Origin of the sequence: Sorangium sp. So ce296, assembly GCF_051529605.1 — a bacterium.
GTDB lineage: Bacteria > Myxococcota_A > Polyangia > Polyangiales > Polyangiaceae > Sorangium > Sorangium cellulosum_D.
The window spans coordinates 13305611-13328142 of the sequence record NZ_CP150325.1 but is presented as its reverse complement, the minus strand read 5'-3'; the positions used below and the strand labels follow the sequence as shown (position 1 = coordinate 13328142).

At 70.6% G+C, this 22532-nt stretch carries 16 protein-coding genes; 13 read left to right on the top strand and 3 right to left on the bottom strand.

Going from position 1 to position 22532, the window contains the following annotated elements; all coding sequences use genetic code 11:
• Positions 1–136: 136 nt before the first annotated feature.
• The gene (locus tag WME98_RS49230) at positions 137–1636 is read right to left on the bottom strand and encodes a cobalamin B12-binding domain-containing protein (protein WP_437948440.1); all 1500 of its coding nucleotides are present in this window, start codon (positions 1634–1636) and stop codon (positions 137–139) included.
• Positions 1637–1844: 208 nt separating this feature from the next.
• Between WME98_RS49230 and pucL the strand changes: the two genes are divergently transcribed.
• The 12 genes from pucL to WME98_RS49170 all read left to right on the top strand — a co-directional run bounded on the left by pucL (position 1845) and on the right by WME98_RS49170 (position 20370).
• A complete protein-coding gene (gene pucL, locus WME98_RS49225) occupies positions 1845–2690 on the top strand; it encodes a factor-independent urate hydroxylase (RefSeq protein WP_437948439.1) in 846 nt (281 codons plus the stop codon).
• A gap of 33 nt (positions 2691–2723) precedes the next feature.
• Positions 2724–4424, top strand: coding sequence for a lipase maturation factor family protein (locus tag WME98_RS49220; RefSeq protein WP_437948438.1), 1701 nt, complete (start codon positions 2724–2726; stop codon positions 4422–4424).
• Positions 4425–4685: 261 nt separating this feature from the next.
• The gene (locus tag WME98_RS49215) at positions 4686–6398 is read left to right on the top strand and encodes a DUF1592 domain-containing protein (protein WP_437948437.1); all 1713 of its coding nucleotides are present in this window, start codon (positions 4686–4688) and stop codon (positions 6396–6398) included.
• A gap of 13 nt (positions 6399–6411) precedes the next feature.
• Entirely contained in the window at positions 6412–7776 is a 1365-nt protein-coding gene (locus tag WME98_RS49210) for a DUF1552 domain-containing protein (protein ID WP_437948436.1), read from the top strand.
• 487 nt (positions 7777–8263) lie between these two features.
• Positions 8264–9421 (top strand): GNAT family N-acetyltransferase, encoded by a 1158-nt coding sequence (locus WME98_RS49205; protein ID WP_437948435.1) that lies wholly within the window; start codon positions 8264–8266, stop codon positions 9419–9421.
• 769 nt (positions 9422–10190) lie between these two features.
• The gene (locus tag WME98_RS49200; protein ID WP_437948434.1) at positions 10191–10334 is read left to right on the top strand and encodes a hypothetical protein; all 144 of its coding nucleotides are present in this window, start codon (positions 10191–10193) and stop codon (positions 10332–10334) included.
• 215 nt (positions 10335–10549) lie between these two features.
• Positions 10550–11539 (top strand): iron-containing redox enzyme family protein, encoded by a 990-nt coding sequence (locus WME98_RS49195; protein ID WP_437948433.1) that lies wholly within the window; start codon positions 10550–10552, stop codon positions 11537–11539.
• A 16-nt stretch (positions 11540–11555) separates the two neighbouring features.
• A complete protein-coding gene (locus WME98_RS49190) occupies positions 11556–12548 on the top strand; it encodes an iron-containing redox enzyme family protein (protein ID WP_437948432.1) in 993 nt (330 codons plus the stop codon).
• A 119-nt stretch (positions 12549–12667) separates the two neighbouring features.
• The gene (locus WME98_RS49185; protein ID WP_437948431.1) at positions 12668–14200 is read left to right on the top strand and encodes a hypothetical protein; all 1533 of its coding nucleotides are present in this window, start codon (positions 12668–12670) and stop codon (positions 14198–14200) included.
• Positions 14201–14374: 174 nt separating this feature from the next.
• Positions 14375–15553 (top strand): HlyD family secretion protein, encoded by a 1179-nt coding sequence (locus tag WME98_RS49180; RefSeq protein WP_437948430.1) that lies wholly within the window; start codon positions 14375–14377, stop codon positions 15551–15553.
• Positions 15554–15559: 6 nt separating this feature from the next.
• Positions 15560–18244 (top strand): ATP-binding cassette domain-containing protein, encoded by a 2685-nt coding sequence (locus WME98_RS49175; RefSeq protein WP_437948429.1) that lies wholly within the window; start codon positions 15560–15562, stop codon positions 18242–18244.
• Positions 18241–20370: an ATP-binding cassette domain-containing protein gene (locus WME98_RS49170; RefSeq protein WP_437948428.1), complete on the top strand. Its 2130-nt coding sequence runs from the start codon at positions 18241–18243 to the stop codon at positions 20368–20370. Before WME98_RS49175 ends, WME98_RS49170 begins: the two co-directional genes overlap by 4 nt.
• Here the strand turns inward: WME98_RS49170 and WME98_RS49165 are convergent.
• The gene (locus tag WME98_RS49165; protein WP_437948427.1) at positions 20354–21118 is read right to left on the bottom strand and encodes an SDR family NAD(P)-dependent oxidoreductase; all 765 of its coding nucleotides are present in this window, start codon (positions 21116–21118) and stop codon (positions 20354–20356) included. The two genes, WME98_RS49170 and WME98_RS49165, sit on opposite strands and share 17 nt — an antisense overlap.
• Positions 21061–21267 (bottom strand): SDR family NAD(P)-dependent oxidoreductase, encoded by a 207-nt coding sequence (locus WME98_RS49160; RefSeq protein WP_437948426.1) that lies wholly within the window; start codon positions 21265–21267, stop codon positions 21061–21063. The genes WME98_RS49165 and WME98_RS49160 overlap by 58 nt, the downstream gene beginning before the upstream one ends.
• Positions 21268–21517: 250 nt before the next feature.
• Here WME98_RS49160 and WME98_RS49155 point away from each other — a divergent pair, with 250 nt between their 5' ends.
• The gene (locus tag WME98_RS49155; protein ID WP_437948425.1) at positions 21518–22525 is read left to right on the top strand and encodes an NAD-dependent epimerase/dehydratase family protein; all 1008 of its coding nucleotides are present in this window, start codon (positions 21518–21520) and stop codon (positions 22523–22525) included.
• The last annotated feature ends 7 nt before the right edge of the window (positions 22526–22532 follow it).

The following is a 22532-nucleotide window of genomic DNA, read 5'->3' as shown; positions in this document are numbered from 1 at the left end:
TCGGGCCTCTTGTTCCGGTGGGAACGACCTGTTCTTGGCAGGCCGGCGCGAAGCTCGCTAGACGAAACGCACCGCGCTGGCGCCGCAGCCGCTCGCCCGCGCTCGCGGGCTCGGCGCCGGGGCGCGCCGGGCAGGGTCATGCGGCGCGCGCGGTGAGGAGCTGCTCCGCCGCGCCAACGGCCCCCTTGGCGGTGAACGCCGAGCCGTCGGCGCCGACCTGCCTCCAGAGGTCGGAAACGGCGCAGAACGGCCGGCCGCCGGCCAGGACGACGACCCCCTTGCACCGCTCGTCGCGGCGCGCGGCGGCGATGAGATCGCCGACGCTCGCGAGGTGCTCGCCGAGCGCGGCCGAGACCGCGAGGACGTGGGCGTTGCAGCGGACGACCGCGTCGATCACGTCCTGGGCCGGCGTGCTGGCCCCGAGATAGAAGGTGTCCCACCCCGCCATCTCGAAGAAATCGGCGACGAAGCGCGCGCCGATCTCGTGGAGGTTGCCGTCGACCGCGGTGGCCACGAGCCGTAGGCCGGCGCGATCGGAGCTCGGGACGAGCGGATACAGCTGATTGATGACCATCTGGGTGACCGCCGTGCAGTAGTGCTCCTCGGCGATGCTGAGCTGATGGATCTGCCACAGCCGGCCCACCTCGTACTGGCACGGCTGCAGGACGTGAGCATAGATGTCCCCGATCGGCGTGCCCAGCTCGACCGCCTCCCGGATGAGCCTCATGGCCTGCCGCCGGTCCCGCTGGAGGAGCGCGTCGAGGTAGCCGCACGCGAGCACGCCGAGCGGGGCCTCGGGCCGGACGAAGCTCGGAGGCTCGACGCGCACCGAGGTGAGCCGATCGATCGCCGCGGACAGGTACCTCCGCGGCGCCTCGGCGAGGTGCTCCGGCAGCGCGATCGCGAGGACGTCGCCGAGCGCGCCGAGGTGGCCCACGAGCTCGGCGGGGTCGAGGCCGAAGCCGACGAGCAGCGCCTGCGCCCAGTCGGCGTACGCGCTGAAGAGCTCGGGCGACCCCAGCTCGACGGCCGCGGCGAGCTGCGCGAGGTGGCGCCGGGCGTCCTCCAGGCAGCGGGCGCGCCGCTCGCCGTGGGCGAGCGCGTCCGCCGGCCGCCGCGCGTAGCTGAGCGCCACGCTCATCGCGGCGACGCGCGCCGCCGACATGCGGAGCGCCTCCGCCGCCGAGGCGGCCTCGCCGGGCGCGGGACCGGCCGGGGGGACGGCCGCCAGCGCGGCCGGCGTCACGAGGGGCGCGCCGCCGAGGCGCCGCCGGCCGGCGGCGAGGACGCCTTGCGCGAGCGCGGCGAGCGCCGGGTCGAGCTGCTCGCCGATGCTCTCGCCGAGCGCTTCCAGCGCGGCGGCGAGCGCGCTCCTAGGCACGCCGAGCCCCTCGAGGAGCACCGCCGCGAAGGCGCAGTGCTCGCCGAGCTCCTCGTCGACCCCGGCGCGCAGCGCCGCCGCGAGCGCGTCGATGTGCGCGCCGAGGTCCAGGTCGCACCGCGCGAGGGCCTCGCGGGCGCTGGGGGCGACCTGCGCGGCCGCCGCGCCCTGCAGGCGCCCGAGCGCGGCTGCCGTCAATGCTTCGCGGGAGGCGAGGAGTCGATCCGCCGCCCTGTCGCGCTCTGCGATCGCCATATCGACCCATCTTGCGACGCGCGCTCGCCGGCGCACGTCCCGTATCGCACGAGCCCGCCCGGGGCGTTCCGGCGGGCGGCGCGCGCCTTCCCGCGGGCGCTGCCCGCGCCGGCTGCCCGCCGGGCTTGAGCGGGCGTCCCGCTTCAAGGTACGGTATCTCTCGCATCGCAACGAAGCGTCGTTGCCCGGGCGCGGGAGCTGAAGAACGATGTCGATCTCCTTGGTGCGGAACAGCTACGGCAAATCGAGGGTGCGGCTCGTCAAGGTCCGCCGCGCGGACGGGCGGCACGAGCTCACCGACATCGACGTCGACATCCAGCTCGAGGGCGATTTCGACGACGCCTACACGCGGGGCGACAACAGCAAGGTGCTGCCCACGGACACGATGAAGAACACCGTGTACGCCCTCGCCAAGGGCCACCCGGTCGAGCCGATCGAGGACTTCGGCGTCCTGCTCGCCGAGCACTTCCTCGGGAAGGCCCACACCCGGCGGGCGCGGGTCGCCATCGCGGAGAACGTCTGGTCGCGCATCGACGCGGGCGGCGCGCCGCACCGGCACGCCTTCGTCCGCGCCGGGGCCGAGCGGCGGACCGCGGAGATCACGGCGGGGCCCGGCGGGGTCGAGATCGTGTCCGGCATCGAGGATCTGCTCGTCCTCAAGACCGGCGGCTCGGCGTTCTCGGGCTTCCCGCGCGACAAGTACACGACGCTCAAGGAGACGGAGGACCGCATCCTCTCCACGCTCATCCTGGCGCGATGGCGCGCGGCGGCCCGCGACGAGGCCCCCACGGCGACCTGGGAGCGCGCCCGACGCGCCCTGCTCGAGACGTTCGCCGAGCAACACAGCCTCTCGGTGCAGCACACCATCCACGCGCTCGGGGAGGCCGTGCTCGCGGCGTGCCCGGCCGTCGACGAGCTGAGCCTCTCGCTGCCGAACAAGCATTGCTTGCTCGTCGATCTCTCGCCCTTCGGGTTCGGCAACGACAACGAGATCTTCGTCCCCGTCGACGAGCCGCACGGGCTCATCCATGCCACGATGAAGCGCGGTGGATGACCGGCGCGCAGGGGGGCTATCCTCTCGCGCCCGATGGCTCGCGAAGCACCGCCCCCCGCCGCAGCGACGGCCGACGAAGCAGCGCCGGCCGACGAAGACGACGGCGCGTTCCTCCGCCGCATCCGGAGCCACCCGCTCCGCCGCTTCCTCGGCCCTCCGCGCACGTACCTGCTGACGCGCTTCGTCCTGCTCCGCCTGCTCGGCTTCGTCTACTTCATCGCGTTCTTCTCGCTCGCCCGGCAGCTCGGCCCGCTCCTCGGCCCGGACGGGCTCCTGCCGGCGGACCGGTTCCTCGAGCGCCTCCTCGCCGTGACCGGCTCGCCCGGCGCCGCGTTCCGCCGGCTCCCCACGCTCTTTCTGTGGCTCGGCGCCTCCGAGGGCGTCCTCCTCGCCGCCGCGTGGGCCGGCGTCGCGCTGTCGCTCGCCGTGTGCGCCGGCGTCACCAACGCGATCGTGCAGCTCGCGCTCTGGGCGCTTTACCTCTCGTTCGTGCACATCGGGCAGGTCTTCTATGGCTATGGCTGGGAGCACCAGCTCGCCGAGACCGGCTTTCTAGCCATCTTCCTCTGTCCCGTGCGCGGCCTCCGCCCGTTCCGGTCGCCGCCGCCGCCGGTCGTGGTGATCTGGCTCTTCCGCTGGCTCATCTTCCGGATCATGCTCGGCGCCGGCCTCATCAAGCTCCGGGGCGACCCGTGCTGGCGCGACCTCTCGTGCCTTGTCTATCATTACGAGACGCAGCCGGTGCCGAACCCGCTGAGCTATTACCTTCACCAGCTCCCGCGGCCGGTGCACGCGCTCGGCGCGCTGTTCAATCACCTCGTCGAGCTGGTCGTCCCCTGGTTCGCGTTCGGCCCCCGCCGCGCCCGGCACGCGGCCGGCGTGCTCCTCGTGCTCTTCCAGGTCCTGCTCATCGCGAGCGGCAACCTCTCGTTCCTCAACTGGCTCACCATCGTCCCGGCGCTCGCCTGCTTCGACGACGGCGCCCTCGGCCGGCTCCTCCCGGCGCGGCTCAGGGAGCGCGCCGCGGCGCTCTCCCAGGAGTGCTCGCAGGAGCGCTCGCCGTCCCGCGCGCACCGCGCCGCCGCCGCCCTGCTCGCGGTCCTGGTGCTTTGCCTCAGCGTGAGCCCGGTCATGAACCTGCTCTCGCCGCGGCAGGCGATGAACGCCACGTTCGACAGCTTCGGTCTGGTGAACACCTATGGCGCGTTCGGCAGCGTCGGCCGGGAGCGCTACGAGGTGATCCTGGAGGGCACGAGCGACGAGGCGCTCGGGGAGGGGACGCGGTGGCTCGAATACGACCTGCCGTGCAAGCCGGGCGACGTGCGCCGGCGCCCGTGCGTCATCACGCCGTACCATTACCGCCTCGACTGGCAGATCTGGTTCGCCGCGTTCGGGAGCTACGAGAGCGAGCCGTGGCTCGTTCATTTCATCTACAAGCTCCTCACGGGCGACCCGGGCGCGCAGCGCTTGCTCGGGACGAACCCGTTTCCCGGCGCGCCGCCCCGGTACATCCGCGCCGAGCTCTACCGGTACAGCTTCACCCGCATCGGCGACGGCAGCGGCGCGTGGTGGCGCCGCGAGCGCGTCGGACCGTACCTGCCGCCGCTGTCCGCCGACGACCCGGCGCTGCGCCGCTTCCTCGCCGCGCATGGATGGCTGCGGCTGCCTGCCTCCCGCGCGGCCGCGCCCGCGGATGACGAAGATGGCAGGAGCGGAGTCGAGGACACCCCGTAATGCTTCGGAGCGCGCGATCGTCGCGTGGCGCGCCGGCGCTCCCCCGGGGAGCAGCCCGGCGCCCGCGCGCGGTCGGATTTCTGGCGCGCTCGTGATCAAGGCGCCGCGGCGCGGGCATTCAGGGGATCGCGGTCCTGGTTTCGGCGCGGCGGCGCGGAGAGACACGATTGCTTCGGCGTGAGTGCAATTTTCTTGGCCCGAGTCGCCGAGCGCGTGCCGAAACTTCACCGTAGGTGGTGAACGACGGTAGGAGGTCACGGTATGGCTGACTTAAGGGTTCGTCGCTGGCGAGGCTGTCTCGCGACCACCGCGACGCTCGCGCTGACGCTCGCGGCCGGGTGCGACGGGACGATCGGGGCGGCGGGCGCGGGGGACGGGGAGGACGTCCCGGGGTCCGGACAAGGCGGTCCGCAGGCGTGCGCGGGGACCGAGCGGCTCCTCGCGCCGCAGCGGCGCCTGACGCGATTCGAATACAACAACACGGTTCGAGATCTGCTCGGAACGTCGCTTACCCCTGCCGATCAATTCCCGGTGGACGAGGTCGCCGGCGGGTTCAACAACAACGCGTCGGTGCTGACGATATCGTCGCTGCACGCCGAGAAATACCTGCTGGCCGCCGAGGCGCTCGCGGCCGAGGCCGTGGCGGGCGATCTGTCGAAGCTGTTGCCGTGCGACCCGGCCGCCGTCGAGGGCCAGGCCGAGGCGGAGGCGGCGTGCGCGCGGAGGTTCATCGAGACCTTCGGCCGCCGCGCGTACCGCCGGCCGCTCGCGCCAGAGGACGTCGACCGGCTGATGCGCGCCTACGACGCCGGGCGCACGGGCGGGTCGCTGCGCGAGGGGATCGAGGTGGTCATCCGGGCCGCGCTGCAGTCGCCGAAGTTCCTGTTCCGCCTGGAGCTGCGCCACGATCTCGACGGCTCCGCGCCGAAGGTGCGCCTCGATCCGTATGAGATGGCGTCCCGCCTCTCCTATCTCGTCTGGGCGTCGGGCCCCGACGACGAGCTGCTCGCGGCCGCCGAGGCCGGATTGCTCGAGACCCGCGAGCAGCTCGCCGAGCGAACCCGCGCGATGCTCGAGAGCCCGCGGGCGCGCCTGGCCATTGCGGAGTTCTACAAGCAGTGGCTCAACCTCGGGAGGCTCGACACCATCGTCAAGCAGGAGAGCGCCTTCCCCGGGTTCGACGATGAGCTCGTCGCGGGGATGCGCGCCGAGACGCCCGCGTTCATCGAGCACGTGCTGTGGTCGGGGGACCGGAAGCTGTCGAGTTTGCTCACGCTGCCCGTCGGCTTTGCCACCGAGCCGGTCGCCGAGCTGTACGGCGTGTCGGTCCCGCCCGGCACGACCACGCCCCAGCTCGTCGAGCTCCCGCCCGAGCAGCGCGCCGGGCTGCTCACGCAGCCCGCGTTCCTGGCCGTCCATGCGCACCCGGATCAGACGTCACCGGTCCTGCGCGGCAAGGCGATCCGGCAGAAGTTCCTGTGTTACGATCCGCCGCCGCCCCCGGACGACGTCGACCTCACGCCGCCCACGGGCGAGGAGGGCGCCACGGCGCGCGAGCGGTTCCAGCAGCACTCCTCGGACGCGTCGTGCGCCGGCTGTCATCAGCTGATGGATCCCATCGGCTTCGCGTTCGAGAACTACGATGCCGTCGGCGCCTACCGCACCGAGGAGGGCGGCCAGGTCATCGACAGCTCGGGCGAGATCTTCCGGTCCGCGGACGTCGATGGCCCGTTCGTCGGCGTCCGCGAGCTGGCGGAGCGGCTCGCCGGGAGCGAGCAGGTCCGCGAGTGCCTCGCGACGCAGTGGTTCCGCTACGCGTCGGGCCGCTTCGAGACGGACGGCGACGGTTGCTCGCTCGACCAGCTGCGCGGCGGGTTCCACGCCTCCGAGGGCGATCTCGTGGAGCTCATCGTGGCCACCACGCAGACCGAGGCGTTCATGTTCCGCAGCGCGATCGCGGCAGAGGAGGAGTGAGATGAGACAGCGAATGATCTCCAGGCGACGGATGCTCCAGGGCGCGCTGGCGGCGACGGCGACGATCCCGCTGCTCAACTCCGAGCTGGCTCGCGGGGACGAGACCACCGCACCCAAGCGCTTCGTGGTGTTCTACACGCCGAACGGCACGCTCGAGTCGCAATGGATGCCCCAGGGCACCGAGACCAACTTCACGCTGAGCCCGCTCTTGCAGCCGCTCTCGCCGTTCAAGGCGAAGCTGATCCCGCTGCGCGGGATCAATATGAACGTCGTGGTCAACTCCAACATCGGCTCCGAGCACGCGCGGGGCATCGGCGGCCTGCTCACGGGGCGGGCGCTGCTCCGGGGCAATTTCCGGAGCTTCAACTCGAACAACGCCGGCTGGTCGTCGGGGATCTCGCTCGACCAGCACATCGCGAACACGCTGAAGCCCCCGACGCTGTTTCGCACCCTGGAGCTCGGCGTCCAGGTCCGCGACGCGGAGGTGCGCGGCCGGATCTGCTATGCCGGGCCCGATCAGCCGATCCCGCCGCGCGAAGATCCCTACGACACGTTCGAGCAGCTCTTCGGGGCCTCGGTGCCGGGCCAGGGCCAGGGCAGCTCCGAAGCGCTGGATCGGCTGCGCGCGCAGCGGCGCACCGTGTTCGACATCCTCCGCGAGGACATCGCCGACGTGCGGCCGCGCATCGGCCGGGAAGATCGCGTGAAGCTCGACGCGCACCTGCAGTCGATCCAGGACATCGAGGCGCGCCTGGCCGGCGGCAGCTCGTCGAGCGGCGGCGGCCCGACCCCGGGCACGAGCTGCCAGGGCCCCGCGCTCGGCAATCGCATCGACCTCTCGGACGACGCGAACATGCCCGCCATCGGCAAGCTCCAGATGGACATGGCGGCCGCGGCGCTCGCCTGCGATCTCACCCGGATCTGCACGATCCAGTGGTCGTACGCCGAGAGCGAGCACCTCTACCCGTTCCTCGATCTCCGGGGGAACCACCACGCCATCTCGCACCAGTGGGACACCGAGGGTAAGGCGCAGTACTCGAAGATCCACACGTGGCTCGCCGAGCAGCTCGCCTATTTCCTCGGCAAGCTCGACTCGTACCAGGAAGGGGATCGCACCCTCCTCGACAACACCGTCGTCCTGTGGGTGACCGAGATCAGCGAGTCGACGCAGCACGCGCTCACGAACATGCCGTTCTTGCTCGCGGGCAGCGCGGGCGGGGTCTTCCGCACCGGCCGCTTCGTGGACTACCTGGCGAACGGCGGCTCCCCCCGCCAGCTCAACGACCTGCTGGTCACGATCGCGAACGCGATGGGGACCGACGACACTACCTTCGGCGACCCCGAGTACAGCACCGGGCCCCTCCCGGGTCTCACCTAGCCGGCGCTCCGGGAGGCGATCGCGATCGCGAACGCGTCACGTCGGGGTTCCGCCCACGTAGGCGAGAACGGTTAGGCTCAAGTTCCAGCACAGACGGACTTTAACGGCCCACACATCGCCGTCCCCGACGGGAGCACAACCAGCGGGGACGCAGGGCTTGCGCGCGTCCCTCCTCTGGCTGTACTCTGCACCACATGGGGGGGCGTCCTCGGTGGCATCCAACCGACATCGTGTTCATCCGGCCACCGCGGAAGCGCGAGCGACGCCTGGGATGGGCGCTGGGTCCTCGGGCGCGCAGGGGTCGAGCGTGCCCGCCAAGCGCCCGGGGCGCGGTCCACGGTCGAGGCTCGGGGGGCTGGAGAGACCGCCGTGCGCCCGCATGGAGGTGCGCAGCTGACCTGTTGACGCAGGACGTGGCACGTCGGCGTGATGTCGCTCGAGCTGCGCCGGCCAGGCCATGTCATCGAAGGCGGAAGGACCAAACACGATGCAACAGCTGACCATCGGAATCCTCGCCGGGATGGGGCCGCGATCGACGGCCCCGTTCATCGACCTCGTGCTCACGGAGTGCCAGGAGCAGTACGGGGCCAAGGACGATATCGACTTCCCGAAGATGATGATCTGCTCGCTGCCGGCACCTTTTTATCCGGATCGCGCCACGGATCATGCGGCGATGGAGGCCACCCTCCGCGCGGGGCTCGAGGGCCTGGCCAGGACCGGCGTCGATTTCATCGCGATCCCCTGCAACACGGCGCACATCTACTACCCAAAGCTCTCGGCCTGCATCGACGTCCCGCTGCTGAACATGGTCGAGCTCGCGCTCGACGCCGTCCCGGAGCCCGCGCGCTCCATCGCGCTGATCGCGGCACGTCCAACCGTCGAGTCCGGCATCTATCAAGACGGCGTTCGCCGGCGCGGCGGCCAGCCGATCGACGTCGACTGGCAGCGAGAGGTGGACGCCTTGATCGGCGCGACGAGGACCTCCAGGGATCCCGCCCTGTTCCGCGCGCGCTGGGACAGCCTGCTCCGGCGGGCGAAGTCGGCCGGGGCCGATGCCGTCCTCCTCGCCTGCATGGACCTCAGCGCCATCAAGGCTCACATCGAGACCGATTTGCACCTGATCGACGCGGGGCAATGCCTGGCTCGCGGGATCGTCGCTCGGTGGTTGTCTCGCCGCCGCGCCGTCGCGCTCGAAGCAGAGCGGAGCGAGCATCGCCGCGGGCGTTACAGGGTGTCCACGAATCCACAAGAGCTCGACGTCGCCGCCATCCACGCCTATCTCACCCGATCCTACTGGTCCGCCGGCATCACGAGAGAGTTGGTGGCGCGGTCGCTCCAGGGGTCGATGTGCTTCGGGCTCTTCGACGAAGATCGTCAGGTGGGCTTTGCGCGGGTGGTCACGGATAACTCGACCTTCGCGTATCTCTGCGATGTGTATGTGCTCGAGGAGCACCGCGGGCAGGGGCTCGGCAAATGGCTGGTCGGCCTCGTGGCAGAGCATCCCACCCTCAAGAAGGTCCGCCGCTTCGTGCTCGCCACCAAGGACGCGCACGGTCTTTACGCCAGGTTCGGCTTCACGCCCTTACCGGCGCCCGAGAGGTACATGGAGATCTTTCGGCCAGAGGTGTACTGGCCGACGAGGTGATCAGAACTGGGAAGAAGATCTCCTCGGAGTGGGTTGGAACGGCCGGCGCTCTCGCGCACCGCCAGGGCGCTCACGGGGTGAACATTTCGTAGTCCGGGTCGATTCCTGGGGAGGGGACCACGCAGAGGATCAACGACGCGAGAGGCCGATTTCCTTTCAGGCACTGCGCCTCGTTCGTGCCTGGTTGCCCCTCGTAACGCAGATTGGCGGCGCGGCTGGCGCAGCCGCGGGCACCGGTGTTGCTCGGCGAAAGCCGCCGTTGCTTGCCAGCAATCCGATGCGAGCGCTGCCGACGGAGGCGTGTCCGTCGACGTGCGGCGCGTGCGTCGAGCCTCGCCCGCGACACGAGCGAGCTCAAGCACGCGTGAACAGGCTATGTGAAGAATGATTCTATTTAACAATAATTAACGATCGTCGACGGCTCGTCTATGCGCCGTGCTCCGCCGGTGTCGCGCTAAACTATTGAAATCATTCGGCGGCTCCCTCCCCGCGCGGCATGCGTGATTATTCCCATAAGCTTGTTTCCCGCAGATTTCGCAAGGCGGCAGCCCGCGCGAAAGCTCGTGGAAAATTGACCCAGGCTCTGCACAGGCTCTGCCCAGCCTATGGAGGAGCGCTGGATGGTTGCACCGAATTCGAATGGCTGGATTCGCGCGATGTGATTTCTATTTTAGATTTTGACACGTCGATGTTCATGTAGTACCGATTTCCTCCGTTGCGCTCCTATGGTGGGAGCGCATTGCTGCGTTATGCAGCCGTGGAGGAAGCTATGTCGAATAAGGTCGAGACCAAGGTCGAGAGCAACGTTGAGAAGGCCGAGGCCAAGCCGGCCGCCACGACCGAGACTCGCGCCATGCGCATCCGCCTGAAGACGGGCGTGATGGCGGGCCCGGTCGTCGCCGTGCATCTGTGATGGCGATCGGCAGGTAGTGGTGTCCCGGAGAGGTGCGGCCGCGCTTCTCCGGGGCAGTTGCCGGACGTGTGTGCCGCCGCATCTGTCTGGATCTGTCGATCCGGCGCTGTGAGGGCTCCGGCCGAGACGAAGGAGCGTGTCCGCTTCCCGGGGCGCTCCTTCGCTTCGATCGGCGCCCTAACAGCTCGAACCTTGAGCCGAGGGAGAGCAATTCCGTGTTGGAATCAACCAATTTTCAGCCGCGCTTAGTCTGCGATGTCTCCGTCAAGAACGACGAGATCTCGCTCGTCCGGGACGGGGTGGAGTTCGCCCTGGAGCCCGAGGGCTCGTCCGCCGAGGAGCTTCGAGGCTTCCTCAAGGCGCTGGACGGCAGCCGGACCGTGAGCGAGCTCCAGCGTGGGCTGGACACGGCCCAGCAAAAGCGGTTCGGGACGCTGCTGCAGGATCTCGAGCGCTTCCGGCTGCTGGACGACGCGGGTACGGTGACGATGCGCACGGGCTCGCAGGCGCTGCTCGAGCTCGAGGATCTCGCCAATGCGCTGATGGAGAAGAGCATCAACCGCAACGTCTTCTGGGTCAACGTGCTGGGCGATCCGGAGCGCTGCCCGAAGAGCGCGTTCTACGGCCTCGCCATCGAGAACTACCACTTCCTCTACCGGGAGAGCCTCTTCGACTCTCCGGTGCTGCCCTACGTCGCGAGCGCCAAGGTTCGCCAGCTGATGAACGAGTTCTACTGCGAGGAGTACGGGCACGACGAGATCATCATCAAGGCGATCTTTGCCCTCGGCATCAGCCGCGAGGACGTGCAGGACATGATGCCGCTGGCCGAGACGCTGGCGCTCTGCAACGCCCTGTCGTACTGGGCGTCCAGCGATCCCATCTTCTTCTTCGCGACGCTGGGCGTGCTCGAGGGCAAGGATCCCGAGGTGGATCTCTTCATCGAGGCCTGCGAGAAGGCCGCGCTCCCGCCCAAGTTCATCAAGCCGATGCGGGATCATTCGGACATCAACCGCAAGGGGGAGCACGGGAACCTGACGCGCCTCATCTTCGCCGAGATCCCCTACGTGGATGACGAGACGATGGGGCGGCTGCGGCGCCAGATGCGCCTCTTCGTCGAGATGTACGACGACTTCTACACCGCCATCTGGAATTTCTACTCCCCGAGGACCGGCGCGGACCTCGTGCGCAGGATGTCGACCATCTGACTTCGAGGCGATCATCATGACCGTGACGACAAGTTTCTTCCAACAGCCGCGCCTGCGCGAGGCCGTCACCCTGCAGGCGAACAGCGAGAGCTGCCTCCTCCGTTACCGGGACGAGGAGTACGAGATCGATCTCGCTCCCGAGACGCGGGACGACTCGGTGCGCCTGCTGCAGCTGCTCCTGCATGGCGGGAAATCCATGGACGAGCTCTCGAGCGAGCTGCCGTCGCTCTCCCACGAGGTGGGCCGGGTCTGCCGGGATCTCGACCGCTTCGGCCTGCTCACGGAGACGGTCTACAAGCCGTTGGAGGCCAAGCGGGGCGCGCAGTTCTACCGAGAGCTGCAGCGCTTCATCGAGCGCGTGCGACGCAAGTACACCACCCGCTCCTTTTACCAGGGCCTCGTGGACGGCACCCTGGGGCGCCAGCAGCTCATCGGTTACGCGCTCGAGTACTACCATATCGTGCGCATGTGCCCGGGGCTGCTCGCCCCGGCGCTGGCGTACCACGAGTCGAGGACGACGCTGCGCATCTTGCAGGATTTCTTCGTTTCGGAGCTCAATCACGACCGGTTGATCGAGCGGTCCCTGGCCGCCGTCGGCGTCCAGCGCAAGGACCTCGACCGGCTGGTGCCGCTCCCGATGACGTTCACGATCTGCTCCTCCCTCGGGGTGTACGCGCGCCAGCATCCGCTGTCGTTCAAGGCGGCGCTGTTCCTGTTCGAGGAGGTGAGCGACGAGTTCCACTCCGCCTACAAGAAGCGGTGCATCGAGGTCGGCCTGCCCGAGGCGTTTTACAAGCCCATCCTCGATCACGCGTCGATCAACGACGACGGAGATCACGAGCAGATCAGCGAGGCCCTGTTCGCCGAGATCCCGTGCATCTCCGACGAGGAGCAGAAGGCGGTGCTGCGCCACATAGGCATCCTGGTCGAGTCGATCGTCCTCATGGATGGCCAGATCGTCGACTATTACGGGAAGCCGGGGAGCGTCATCCCTCGCGTCTGGGACTGAGCCGGCCAGCGGAGGGGCCCGCGGCGGCGGCCCCGGCGCTCCTCGCGCCTCCCGCGGGAGCGAGCCCTGAACGGCTGTGGGTGTGCTTGCTGCGTTTCTCTCGCTGAGGAGTCAGTGATATGGAAGCCTGGAACATTACAAAGTACGATTCTCCTTATCTCGCGATATCGGGCGTGCGCCTGGACGACGCCACCGGAGAGGTGCTCGTCACGGCCGACGTCAACGAGTACGTGATCGAGCACGGGGAGGGCACGGCCGCGCGCGACATCGTGAGCCGGCTCGACGCCCTGCGAGAGCCCGGCTCGAAGGTGTGGAAGGAGGTGCTGTCCGCCCCCCCGGAGTCTGACTGGCGTGATCTGCTCCAGACGATGGATTACCTGGGCTTGCTGCGCGACGCGGCGCCCGAGGTGAGGGATCGCCGCGACGCCGAGATCGCGAAGCTGCGCGGCTGGATCTCCACCTGCGTCGAGCAGGTCTTGACGGACGTGGGGCCCGGGGGGCGCCAGGCGCTCCTCTCCAACGTGCGGGCTATCCGCCAGCATTTCCTCGGCCTGACGTTGGATCTGTCGCGTACCCTGCCGCTGGAGCGCCCGCTGCCCGCGACGGACCAGAGGCCGCTCAGCTCTCCCGAGATCCTGGCGCTCGACAACTTCTATCAGCAGATCGCCATGGTGCAGGGGCTCTACCAGCGCGGTCAGGCGCCGCTCTCGCTCGTGTCCTGCACGCAGGCGCTGCTGTCGCTCGAGGCGCAGCTCACGGGCGCGCGGGCAGGGGAGGTCGTCCTCGACGAGCTGATCAGCGAGCTGACCGGCGGGTCGTATTCGACCCCGGACGCGCAACGCCACCTCAACGGGCTGGCGGAATGCCTCGTCAGCGGCGCGGATCCTTCCAGAGCCAAGCGCTTCTGCGTCGCGACGTACGAGCCGAAGGAGTGCCTGACGGGCATCGGCTTCATGCTGGAGGTCGAGCGCGTGGCGCGCGACGTCACGAGCCGCGTCGGGACCCCCGCGTACCTGAAAGAGCTCAACGCGCCGGACGCCGATCTCATCCTGGTGCACGGGCGCTACCTGCAGGACTACCACGTGACGACCCGTTTCCCGGAGATCATCGCGGCGATCCTGCCCAAGCGGCTCAACGCGACGCTGCGAGCGAAGTCGTTCCGGTACTACGCAGAAGAGGTCGGGCACGACGTGCTCGAGTACCAGAGCTGCCGCGAGCTGGGCCTGTCCGATGAGGAGATCCAGAGCGCGCAGCCGCTGCCCCTGCATTTCGCGTACGTCGACGTGTTCACGCAGCTCGGCGTGCTCGACCCCGTCGCATATGCGGTGTCCATCTTCATCACCGAGGGTGTGCTCGGGGTCGATTCTCCGCTGGACGAGCCGTACAAGAGGCTCGTCGGAGAGTTCATGGCGCTCGACAAGCACATCCTGCTCAACGAGAAATACCACCACACCAGCATTCCGCGGCTGTTCATGGCGGAGGTGAAGTCGGTCTCCCCCGCGATCCAGCGCCTCGCGATGAGCTACATGCTGCTCGTGCTCGAGCTCAACTATCGTGCCTGGGATGATCTGCTGGACCATTACCTGCGGGGCGACCAGCGGTTCTTGCGCGTGCTGCCGAAGGTCATCATCAAGCGCAAAAAAGCGGCCTGAGCCCCGCGGGGACGCGTCTCGCGCCACCCTCGTGGTACCGTCGAGGCAGGGCTTCCCCGCCGGCGTCGGGCGGGGACGGCTCCGCGCCTGCCGCGCCGTGAGATCGCGGGCCCGCCAGCGCGTCCTCCCCGCTGAAGGCACGCCCTCCCACTCGCACTCGTACACAACAGCGGTATGTCTGCACCTTTTCACCGTTCCCTTCGCGCCCTGGCCGTCGACGGAGCTCGCCGCCCGATCCAGGTGCTGGCCGTCGCCGTGCTGCTGTGTGGCCTGTGGGGCGCGTGGTTCTTCCTCTTTCGCGTCTCGGTCTATGCGGTGAGCTCCGAGGCGCGCGTCGAGGTCGAGGTGGCCACGCACCCGCTCGAGCCGGCTGTCGAAGGGCGGGTGGTCTCGTCGAGCCTGGTGCTCGACAGGTCGGTCGAGGCGGGGGAGGTGCTCCTCGTGCTCGACGCCAGGGCCCTGGAGATCGAGCTGTCTGCAAAGCGGGTTCGCGTCGAGAGCATCACGGGGCAGCTCGGGCCGCTGGAGCGCGAGATCGAGACCAAGACGCGGGCGCTCGGCGAGCACGAGCGGGTCGCGCGAGCGCAGGTCGCAGAGGCGCGCGCCCGGCACCGCGGCGCCATGGTGCTCGCCGATCATGCCCAGTCCGAGGCGCAACGCTCCGCGGTGCTCCGGGAGCAGGCGCTCGTCTCGGCGGCCGACCTCGCCAAGATGGTCTCCGAGGGGCAGCTGCAGCGCGCCAGCGCCGAGGCTCTGGAGGTGGCGATCGGCCGCATCGACGCGGAGAGCCGCCTGAAGCGGAGCGAGATCGAGGCGGAGGTCGCGGAGCTCTCGCGGGAGATCGAGCTCTTGCGCGGGGAGAAAGCGCAGGAGCTCGTGGCGATCGAGGCGCTGCAGCACGAGATCGATCTGCGGAGCATCCGCGCTCCGATCAGCGGCAAGCTGGGCGAGATCGCGGTGCTCCGGGCCGGCGCTGTGGTGACGAAGGGGGCCCGGCTCGGCGCCGTCGTTCCCCCCGGGCGGCTGCACGTCACCGCCGATTTCCCGCCGGACGTGGTGCTCGGGCGCGTTCGCCCCGGCCAGGCGGCCCGGCTGCGTTTGGCCGGGTTCCCGTGGGCCGAATATGGCACGCTGCCGCTCGCGGTGGAGAGCGTCGGCAGCGAGGTGCGCAACGGCAAGGTGCGGGTGGAGCTGAGCATCGCGGGCAGCGGGCCGCCGGCGATCCCGATGCAGCACGGTCTCCCGGGCACCGTGGAGGTGGAGGTCGAGCGGGTCCTGCCTGCGGAGCTCGTGCTCCGCGCCGCGGGCCGGATGCTCGAGCGTGGCTGGGCGGGCGACGGGGCGAGCCGCTGATCCGCGATGACGCGTCGGCGCTTTCTCGCCCCGGAGGTCGTGCAGACGTCGGCCATGGACTGCGGGCCGGCGTCGCTCAAGTGCCTGCTCGAAGGGTTCGGAGTGCACGTCAGCTACGGCCGGCTGCGCGAGGCATGCCAGACGGACGTCGACGGGACATCCATCGACACGATCGAGGAGGTCGCGATCGAGCTCGGCCTGGAGGCCGAGCAGGTGATGATGCCGGTCGACCACCTCCTGCTCCCCGAGGCACAGGCGATCCCGGCGATCCTCGTCGTGCGCGTGCCGAGCGGGGCCCCGCACTTCGTCGTGCTCTGGCGGCGCTTCGGGCCGTTCGTGCAGCTCATGGATCCCGCGTCGGGCCGCCGCTGGATCACGTGCCGCGGGCTCCTCGAGGACGTGTACCTTCACACGTCGTCGATCCCCGCCTCGGACTGGGCTTCGTTCTCGGGGTCGCCGGCGTTCCTGCGGGCGCTCCGCGAGCGGTGCACCCGCGTCGGCGTCGACGACGGCGGGACTCGGCTGGTCGGCGAGGCCCTCGCGGAGGCCGGGTGGATGGGCACGGCGAGGCTCGACGCCGCGGTGAGGATGGTCGACTCGATCACCGCGTCCGGCGGCCTGAGCTACGGCCCGAGGGCGGCTCGGCTGCTCGAGCACCTCGTGCGCGAGGCCAGGGCAGCCGCGGCTGAAGGCGACGAGACCTCGGTCATCCCCGAGATGTTCTGGTGCGTCCGGCCCGCCCCGGAGGCGCCCGACGGCGTCGAGCGCCTCGCGCTGCGCGGGGCGGTGCTCGTCGCGGTGCACGGCGTGCGGAGCGCAGCGGCGGGCGACGCGGTCCCCGCCCCGGCGCCGCGTTCTCCGGAGCTCGCAGCGGCGCTGCGGGAGCCCGACGCGCGCCCTGGCCGAGAGCTCATGCGCCTCGTCCGCGAGACCGGCCTGCTCCCGACCTCGATGCTCGCCGCCGGCATCGGCGTCACGGCGGTGGGGGTGGCTGCCATGGCGCTCTTCTTCCAGAGCCTGCTCGACGTGGGCGCGCGGCTCGCGCGCTTCGAGCAACGCCTGGGTGCGCTGGCCGCGCTGCTCGTCTTCCTGGGCGTCCTGCTGCTCCTCGAGGTGCCCATCGCGCTCGGCACGGGCTGGCTCGGGCGCCACATCGAGGCGCGCCTGCGCGTCGCCTTCGTGCAAAAGATCCCTCGGCTCGGGGACCGCTACCTCCAGAGCCGCCCGACGTCCGACATGGCCGAGCGCTGCCACAACAGCCACAGGCTCCGCCAGATCCCCGAACTCGCCGGCAGGTTCTTGCGCCACACCCTGGAGATCGTCCTCTGCGCCGTCGGCATCGCCTGGCTCGACCCGGAGAGCGCCCCGGTCGCGTTCGCCGCGTCCGCCGCGGCCATCCTGGTCCCCCTCGTCGTCCAGACCCCGCTCATGGAGCGCGACCTGCGCGTCCGCAACCACGCCGGAGCGCTCACCCGTTTCTATCTCGACGCGCTGCTCGGGCTGACGGCCGTCCGCACGCACGGCGGAGAGCGGCTGGTCCGCAGGGAGCACGAGGGCTTGCTGGTCGAGTGGGCGAGGGCTGCCACGGGGCTCCTGCGCGCCGTCGTGGCGACGGATCTCGTCAGCACGCTGATCGCCCTCGGCTTCGCCGTGTGGATGTTCGTCGGCTGCCTGCACCGCATGCAGGGCACGTCGGGCGCGCTCCTGCTCCTGTTCTGGGCCTTGAACATCCCGGCGATCGGGCAGGAGATCGCCCTCCTGGCCAGGCAGCTCCCGCCGCTGCGCAACGTCGCGCTGCGGTTGCTCGAGCCGCTCGGAGCGCTGGAGGAGCGTCGCGAGCCGAGCGGCGACGGGCGGGCCGAGCCCCCGCTCGACGAGGGCGCGCCCGTGGCGCTGCGCTTCGAGGGGGTCGAGGTCGTCGCCGCCGGACACCGGATCTTGAGCGGCGTCGATCTCGCGATCTCGCCGGGCGAGCACGTCGCGATCGTGGGCGCGTCCGGGGCGGGCAAGTCGACGCTCGTGGGCCTGCTCCTCGGCTGGCACCGCCCCAGCGCGGGCCGTGTGCTGGTCGACGGGGAGCCGCTCGGCGCCGCCCGGATCGAGGCGCTGCGGCGGCGGACGGCGTGGGTCGATCCCTCGGTTCAGCTCTGGAACACATCGTTCCTCGACAACCTCGCGTACGGCGCCGGCGGCCTCGATGGCGTCGGGCGCGTGATCGAGGAGGTCGAGCTCTCGCGCGTGCTCGAGGCGGTGCCGAACGGCCTGCAGACGTCGCTCGGGGAGGGCGGCGCGCTCGTCTCCGGAGGGGAAGGGCAGCGCGTGCGGCTCGGCCGCGCGCTCTTGCGCGCGCGCCCGCGGCTCGCCCTGCTCGACGAGCCGTTCCGCGGGCTCGACCGCGATCTTCGCCGCGCGCTGCTCGCGCGGAGCCGCGCGGCGTGGGCAGGCACGACGATGCTCTGCATCACCCACGATCTCGCGGAGACGCACGTGTTCGATCGCGTCGTCGTGATCGACGAAGGGCGCGTCGTCGAGGACGGCGCTCCCGCCGAGCTCGCGGCGCGCGCCGGCTCGCGATACCGCGCCCTGCTCGACGCCGAGGAGCAGGTCCGAACGGAGATCTGGACGAACGCCGCATGGCGCCGGCTGCGGATGGCCGGTGGCCGCGTCGTGGAGCAAGAGCGCGCCTCGTGAGCGTCCTCCCGGCGCAGGTGTGCTGGCCTCTGCACCGTCTGGGAGAGGCGCTGGAGGTCCTGGCGCGCGCGGCCGGGCTCCCCGTGCGCGCCACGGGGGTCCCCGCGCCGCCTGCCGATCTCGTTCAGCCCGGGGGGCTCGCGCTCACGCGTTGGATGGAAGGCGCGGCGAGCTGGCTCGGGCTCGAGGCCGAGTTCGTCGAGGCCCGCCACAAGGACGTGGACGATCTCGTTCTCCACGCGGGGCCGGCCATCCTGCGGCTCTTCGGCCCCGAGCCGCGCTTTCTCGTCCTCGTCGGGGCCCGCCGGGGCAGGGTGCGCCTCCGCACCACGGAGGACGAGTCGATCGAGGTCGCGCTCGAGGCTGTGCGGTCGGCCTTCTGCGAGATCGTCGAGACGCCGCTCCTGCCCGCGGTCGAGCTCGCGCTCGAGTCCGCCGACGTTCCTCCGCGAAAGCGCGATCGCGCGCGCCGCGCGATCCTCCGCGAGCAGCTCGGCGGCACCGTGATCCGGGGGTGCTTCCTGCTCCGCCGGTCGCCGGACACCGGGCTGCGAGGGCTGCTCGCGCAGGCGCGGTGGGGGCGAAAGCTGGCCGTGCTCCTCCTCGCGCGCGCCGTCGAATATGCCGTCTTCCTGCTCTCCTGGTGGGTCGTGGGGAGCAGCGTGCTGGGCGGGCACCTCGAGCTGTCATGGCTGATCGCGTGGGCGTTCCTGCTCCTCAGCACCTTGCCGTTCAGGGTCCTGTCGGGCTGGCTCGCGGGGCTCGTGGGGGTCGAGCTCGGCAACGTGATCAAGCAGCGGCTCCTGTCCGGGTCGCTGCTGCTCGAGCCGGGCGAGATACGGCACGAGGGCGCTGGGCAGCTGCTCGGCCGGGTGATCGAGGCCGACGCCCTCGAGGCGCTCACCGTCGGGGGCGGGCTGATCGGGGTGGTGGCCGTGGTCGAGCTGATCATGGCGGCGTTCGTGCTCGGCTCCGGGCCGAACGGGCTGGCGCAGCTCCTCGGGCTGCTCGCCTGGGCAGGGCTGACCGCGATCGTCGCGGCGATCTACCTGCAGCAGCGCCGGCGATGGACGCGGGCGCGGCTGGAGATGACGCACGCGCTCATCGAGAAGATCGTGGGGCACAGGACCCGGGTGGCGCAGGAGGACCCGGAGCGCTGGTACGAGGCCGACGACCTGGCGCTCGAGCGCTACCTCGCTTCGTCCAGGCGGCTCGATCGCGTGCACGCCTTGCTGGCGGCCGTGGTGCCGCGCGGGTGGCTGTTCGTGGGCGTCGCGACGCTCGGGCCTGCGTTCGTCGCGGCGACGGCGGAGCCTTCGGCCCTCGCGGTGGCGCTCGGGGGGATCCTGCTCGGCTTCCGCGCCTTCCGCACGCTCGTCACGGGGCTCGCGGATCTGCTGGGTGCCGCCGTGGCGTGGGAGCAGGCGGCGCCGCTCCAGCGCGCGTCGGCCCGCGCGGAGGTGACGACGACGGCGGCGCTCGCGACCGTCTCGCGCCGGCTCGCCGCGCCGAGCGAGATCCTGCTCGACGCGCAGGCCATCTCGTTCCGGCACGCCGGGCGACACGCGCCTGCGCTGCGCGACTGCAGCCTGAAGGTCCACGCGGGGGAGCGGCTCCTGCTCGAGGGCGCCTCGGGCAGCGGCAAGTCCACGTTCGGCGCGATCCTCGCGGGGCTGCGCGTCCCGAGCCAGGGGCTCTTGTTGATTCGCGGGCTCGACAGGTCCACGCTCGGCCTCGCGGGCTGGCGCCGCCACGTCGCGTCCGCGCCTCAGTTCCACGAGAACCACATCCTCTCGGCGCCGTTTGCCTTCAACTTGCTGCTCGGCCGGCAGTGGCCACCCCGGATCGTGGACCTCGAGGAGGCCGAGGATCTCTGCCGTGAGCTCGGCCTGGGGGGGCTGCTCGACCGGATGCCTGGGGGCATGATGCAGATGGTGGGTGAGACAGGCTGGCAGCTCTCGCACGGAGAAAAGAGCCGAATCTATGTAGCGCGGACCATCCTCCAGGGGGCGGACCTCATCATCCTCGATGAGAGCTTCGCGGCGCTGGATCCCGAGACGCTCCGGCTGGCGCTGGATTGCGTGATGGCGCGCGCGCAGACGCTGCTGCTCATCGCGCACCCGTGAGCGCTCTCGCGCCCGCCGCGGTCAGCGGGCGGCGGGGCGCGCCAGCCGGTCGAGGACGGGCGAGCGCGCGGCGGCGAGCAGGCCATGCAGGCCTGCGGCGAGCACGCGGTCCGGGACCGAGCGCCGCAGCCCGAGGAGCAGCTGCGCGTCGCGGCCGACGATCGTGCGGAACGACGGCGAGCGCGCCTCGAGCAGCCGGACGATGGGCCCGCGCGACCGCGTCGGGTGGCGGCGCCTTCGTGACGTTGCTGACCACGAGCCGATCGAGCGCGCGGGTCAGCCGGACATACGGGCTCTCGCTCGACACGCCATCTCCCTGTCGCTGGTTCTCGAAGAACATCGGCGTCCGGTGGATGCCCGGCTCGACGATGCACACGTCGATTCCGAACGGCTTCACCTCCCATCGCAGGCCTTCGCTGAACCCCTCGACGGCGTGCTTCGTGGCCGCATAGACGCTCGTCCCGGGCAGGCCGAAGCGGCCCTGGAGGCTCGTGACGTTGATGATCCGCCCGCGGCCGGCGGCGCGCATCGACGGCAGCACAGCGCGCGTGACCCGCATCAGCCCGAGCGCGTTCGTCTCGAACTGGTCGCGGACGTCTGCGTCCGATTGCTCCTCGATGGCGCCGCTGACCACGATGGCAGCGTTGCTCACGAGCGCGTGGGGGGCCCCGTATCGCTGCGCGATCGACGTTATCCGCTCCGGCGCGTCGGCCGCGGCGACGTCGAGCCCCTCGACGTGGACGCGCACCCCCGCGCCCTCGCGGCCTCCTCGAGCGGCCCCCTGCGCTCGGGGCGGCGCATCGTCGCGACGACCTCGTGACCTGCCTGCGCGCACGCGACGGCCGTGGCGAGCCCCATGCCGCTCGACGCGCCGGTGATGAGAACGATTTGACCCATGAGCTCACCCATCCTCGTTGTGCACGGAAGACCGCGCAGCGCGCTCTCCACGCTGCGCCGGCCCCGCGTGCTCGCCTCTCGGGCCGCAGCCCGCGTTCCGACCTTCGATGACCGAAATAGCTCCGCGAAATCCCTGGTTCGAGGCCACGCGCCCGCCGGCGCCGCGCCCTCCAAGGTCTTGCATTTTTGCCGCCACTGCTTGCAATTTGCGGGCGTTGTCTTGCACCGTTGCAAGAGCCATCCTGGCCTCATGAACGATGCCTCGCCCGCCTCCAGCTCCTCTCCTCGCCTCCATGTCGTGCTCGGCGCCGGCCAGATCGGCCCGCGCGTCGCGGATCTCCTGCTCGCGCGCGGGCATCGCGTGCGCCTCGTGCAGCGCACCCGCCGCGCTCCGGAGCGGCCGGGGCTCACGTCGGTGTGCGGCGATATCACCGATCTCGCCTTTGCCGAGGAGGCCACGCGCGGCGCGAGCGTGGTCTACGATTGCATGAACCCGCCTTACCATCTCTGGCCCACGCAGCTCCTGCCCATCGCGCGGGGCGCCGTGCACGGCGCGAGCAAGGCGGGCGCGAAGCTCGTGGCGCTCGATTGCCTCTACATGTACGGCGTGCCCGACGGGGCCATGCGCGAGGGCTCGCCGCGCCGCCCTTGCAGCAAGAAGGGCGCGCTGCGCGTCGACCTCGAGGAGATGCGCCTCGGGGCCCAGCGCCGCGGCGACGTGCGCGTCGCCATCGGGCGCGCCAGCGACTTCTTCGGCGCCAACGTGCCGCTGTCCGCCTGGGGCGAGCGCTTCTATACGCGCGCGCTCGCCGGAAAGGCCGTGGAGTGCATGGGCGATCCCGACATGCCCCACTCCTATACGTACGTGGAGGACGTGGCGCGCGGCCTCGTGACGCTGGGCGATCGGGAAGAGGCCATGGGCCACATCTGGCACCTGCCGACGGCGCCCGCCGAGAGCACGCGCGCGCTCGCGCGGCGCCTCGGCCGCGCGCTCGGGGTCGAGGTGGAGGTCGCGCGGGTCCCGCGCATCGCGCTGCGCGCGGTGGGCCTGTTCTCGCCGTTCGTGCGCGAGGCCGTCGAGATGGCGTACCAGTGGGACGTGCCTTATGTCATCGACGACACGCGATTCCGCGAGGCGTTCGGCTGGTCGGCGACTCCCGTGGAGCGGCAGGTCGCGGACGTCGCGGCCTGGGCCCGCAACCGGTACAACCTCGTCGCCCCGAACGCCGCGCCGGGGATTCCGGCGGGCGCGCGCTGATCGGCCG

Coding starts and splice junctions, on each gene's coding strand:
- WME98_RS49210 (WP_437948436.1), top strand. CDS start 6,412: ATGATCTCCAGGCGACGGATGCTCCAGGGCGCGCTGGCGGCGACGGCG.
- WME98_RS49220 (WP_437948438.1), top strand. CDS start 2,724: ATGGCTCGCGAAGCACCGCCCCCCGCCGCAGCGACGGCCGACGAAGCA.
- pucL (WP_437948439.1), top strand. CDS start 1,845: ATGTCGATCTCCTTGGTGCGGAACAGCTACGGCAAATCGAGGGTGCGG.
- WME98_RS49180 (WP_437948430.1), top strand. CDS start 14,375: ATGTCTGCACCTTTTCACCGTTCCCTTCGCGCCCTGGCCGTCGACGGA.
- WME98_RS49215 (WP_437948437.1), top strand. CDS start 4,686: ATGGCTGACTTAAGGGTTCGTCGCTGGCGAGGCTGTCTCGCGACCACC.
- WME98_RS49155 (WP_437948425.1), top strand. CDS start 21,518: ATGAACGATGCCTCGCCCGCCTCCAGCTCCTCTCCTCGCCTCCATGTC.
- WME98_RS49185 (WP_437948431.1), top strand. CDS start 12,668: ATGGAAGCCTGGAACATTACAAAGTACGATTCTCCTTATCTCGCGATA.
- WME98_RS49230 (WP_437948440.1), bottom strand. CDS start 1,636: ATGGCGATCGCAGAGCGCGACAGGGCGGCGGATCGACTCCTCGCCTCC.
- WME98_RS49160 (WP_437948426.1), bottom strand. CDS start 21,267: ATGGGTCAAATCGTTCTCATCACCGGCGCGTCGAGCGGCATGGGGCTC.
- WME98_RS49205 (WP_437948435.1), top strand. CDS start 8,264: ATGCAACAGCTGACCATCGGAATCCTCGCCGGGATGGGGCCGCGATCG.
- WME98_RS49200 (WP_437948434.1), top strand. CDS start 10,191: ATGTCGAATAAGGTCGAGACCAAGGTCGAGAGCAACGTTGAGAAGGCC.
- WME98_RS49190 (WP_437948432.1), top strand. CDS start 11,556: ATGACCGTGACGACAAGTTTCTTCCAACAGCCGCGCCTGCGCGAGGCC.
- WME98_RS49175 (WP_437948429.1), top strand. CDS start 15,560: ATGACGCGTCGGCGCTTTCTCGCCCCGGAGGTCGTGCAGACGTCGGCC.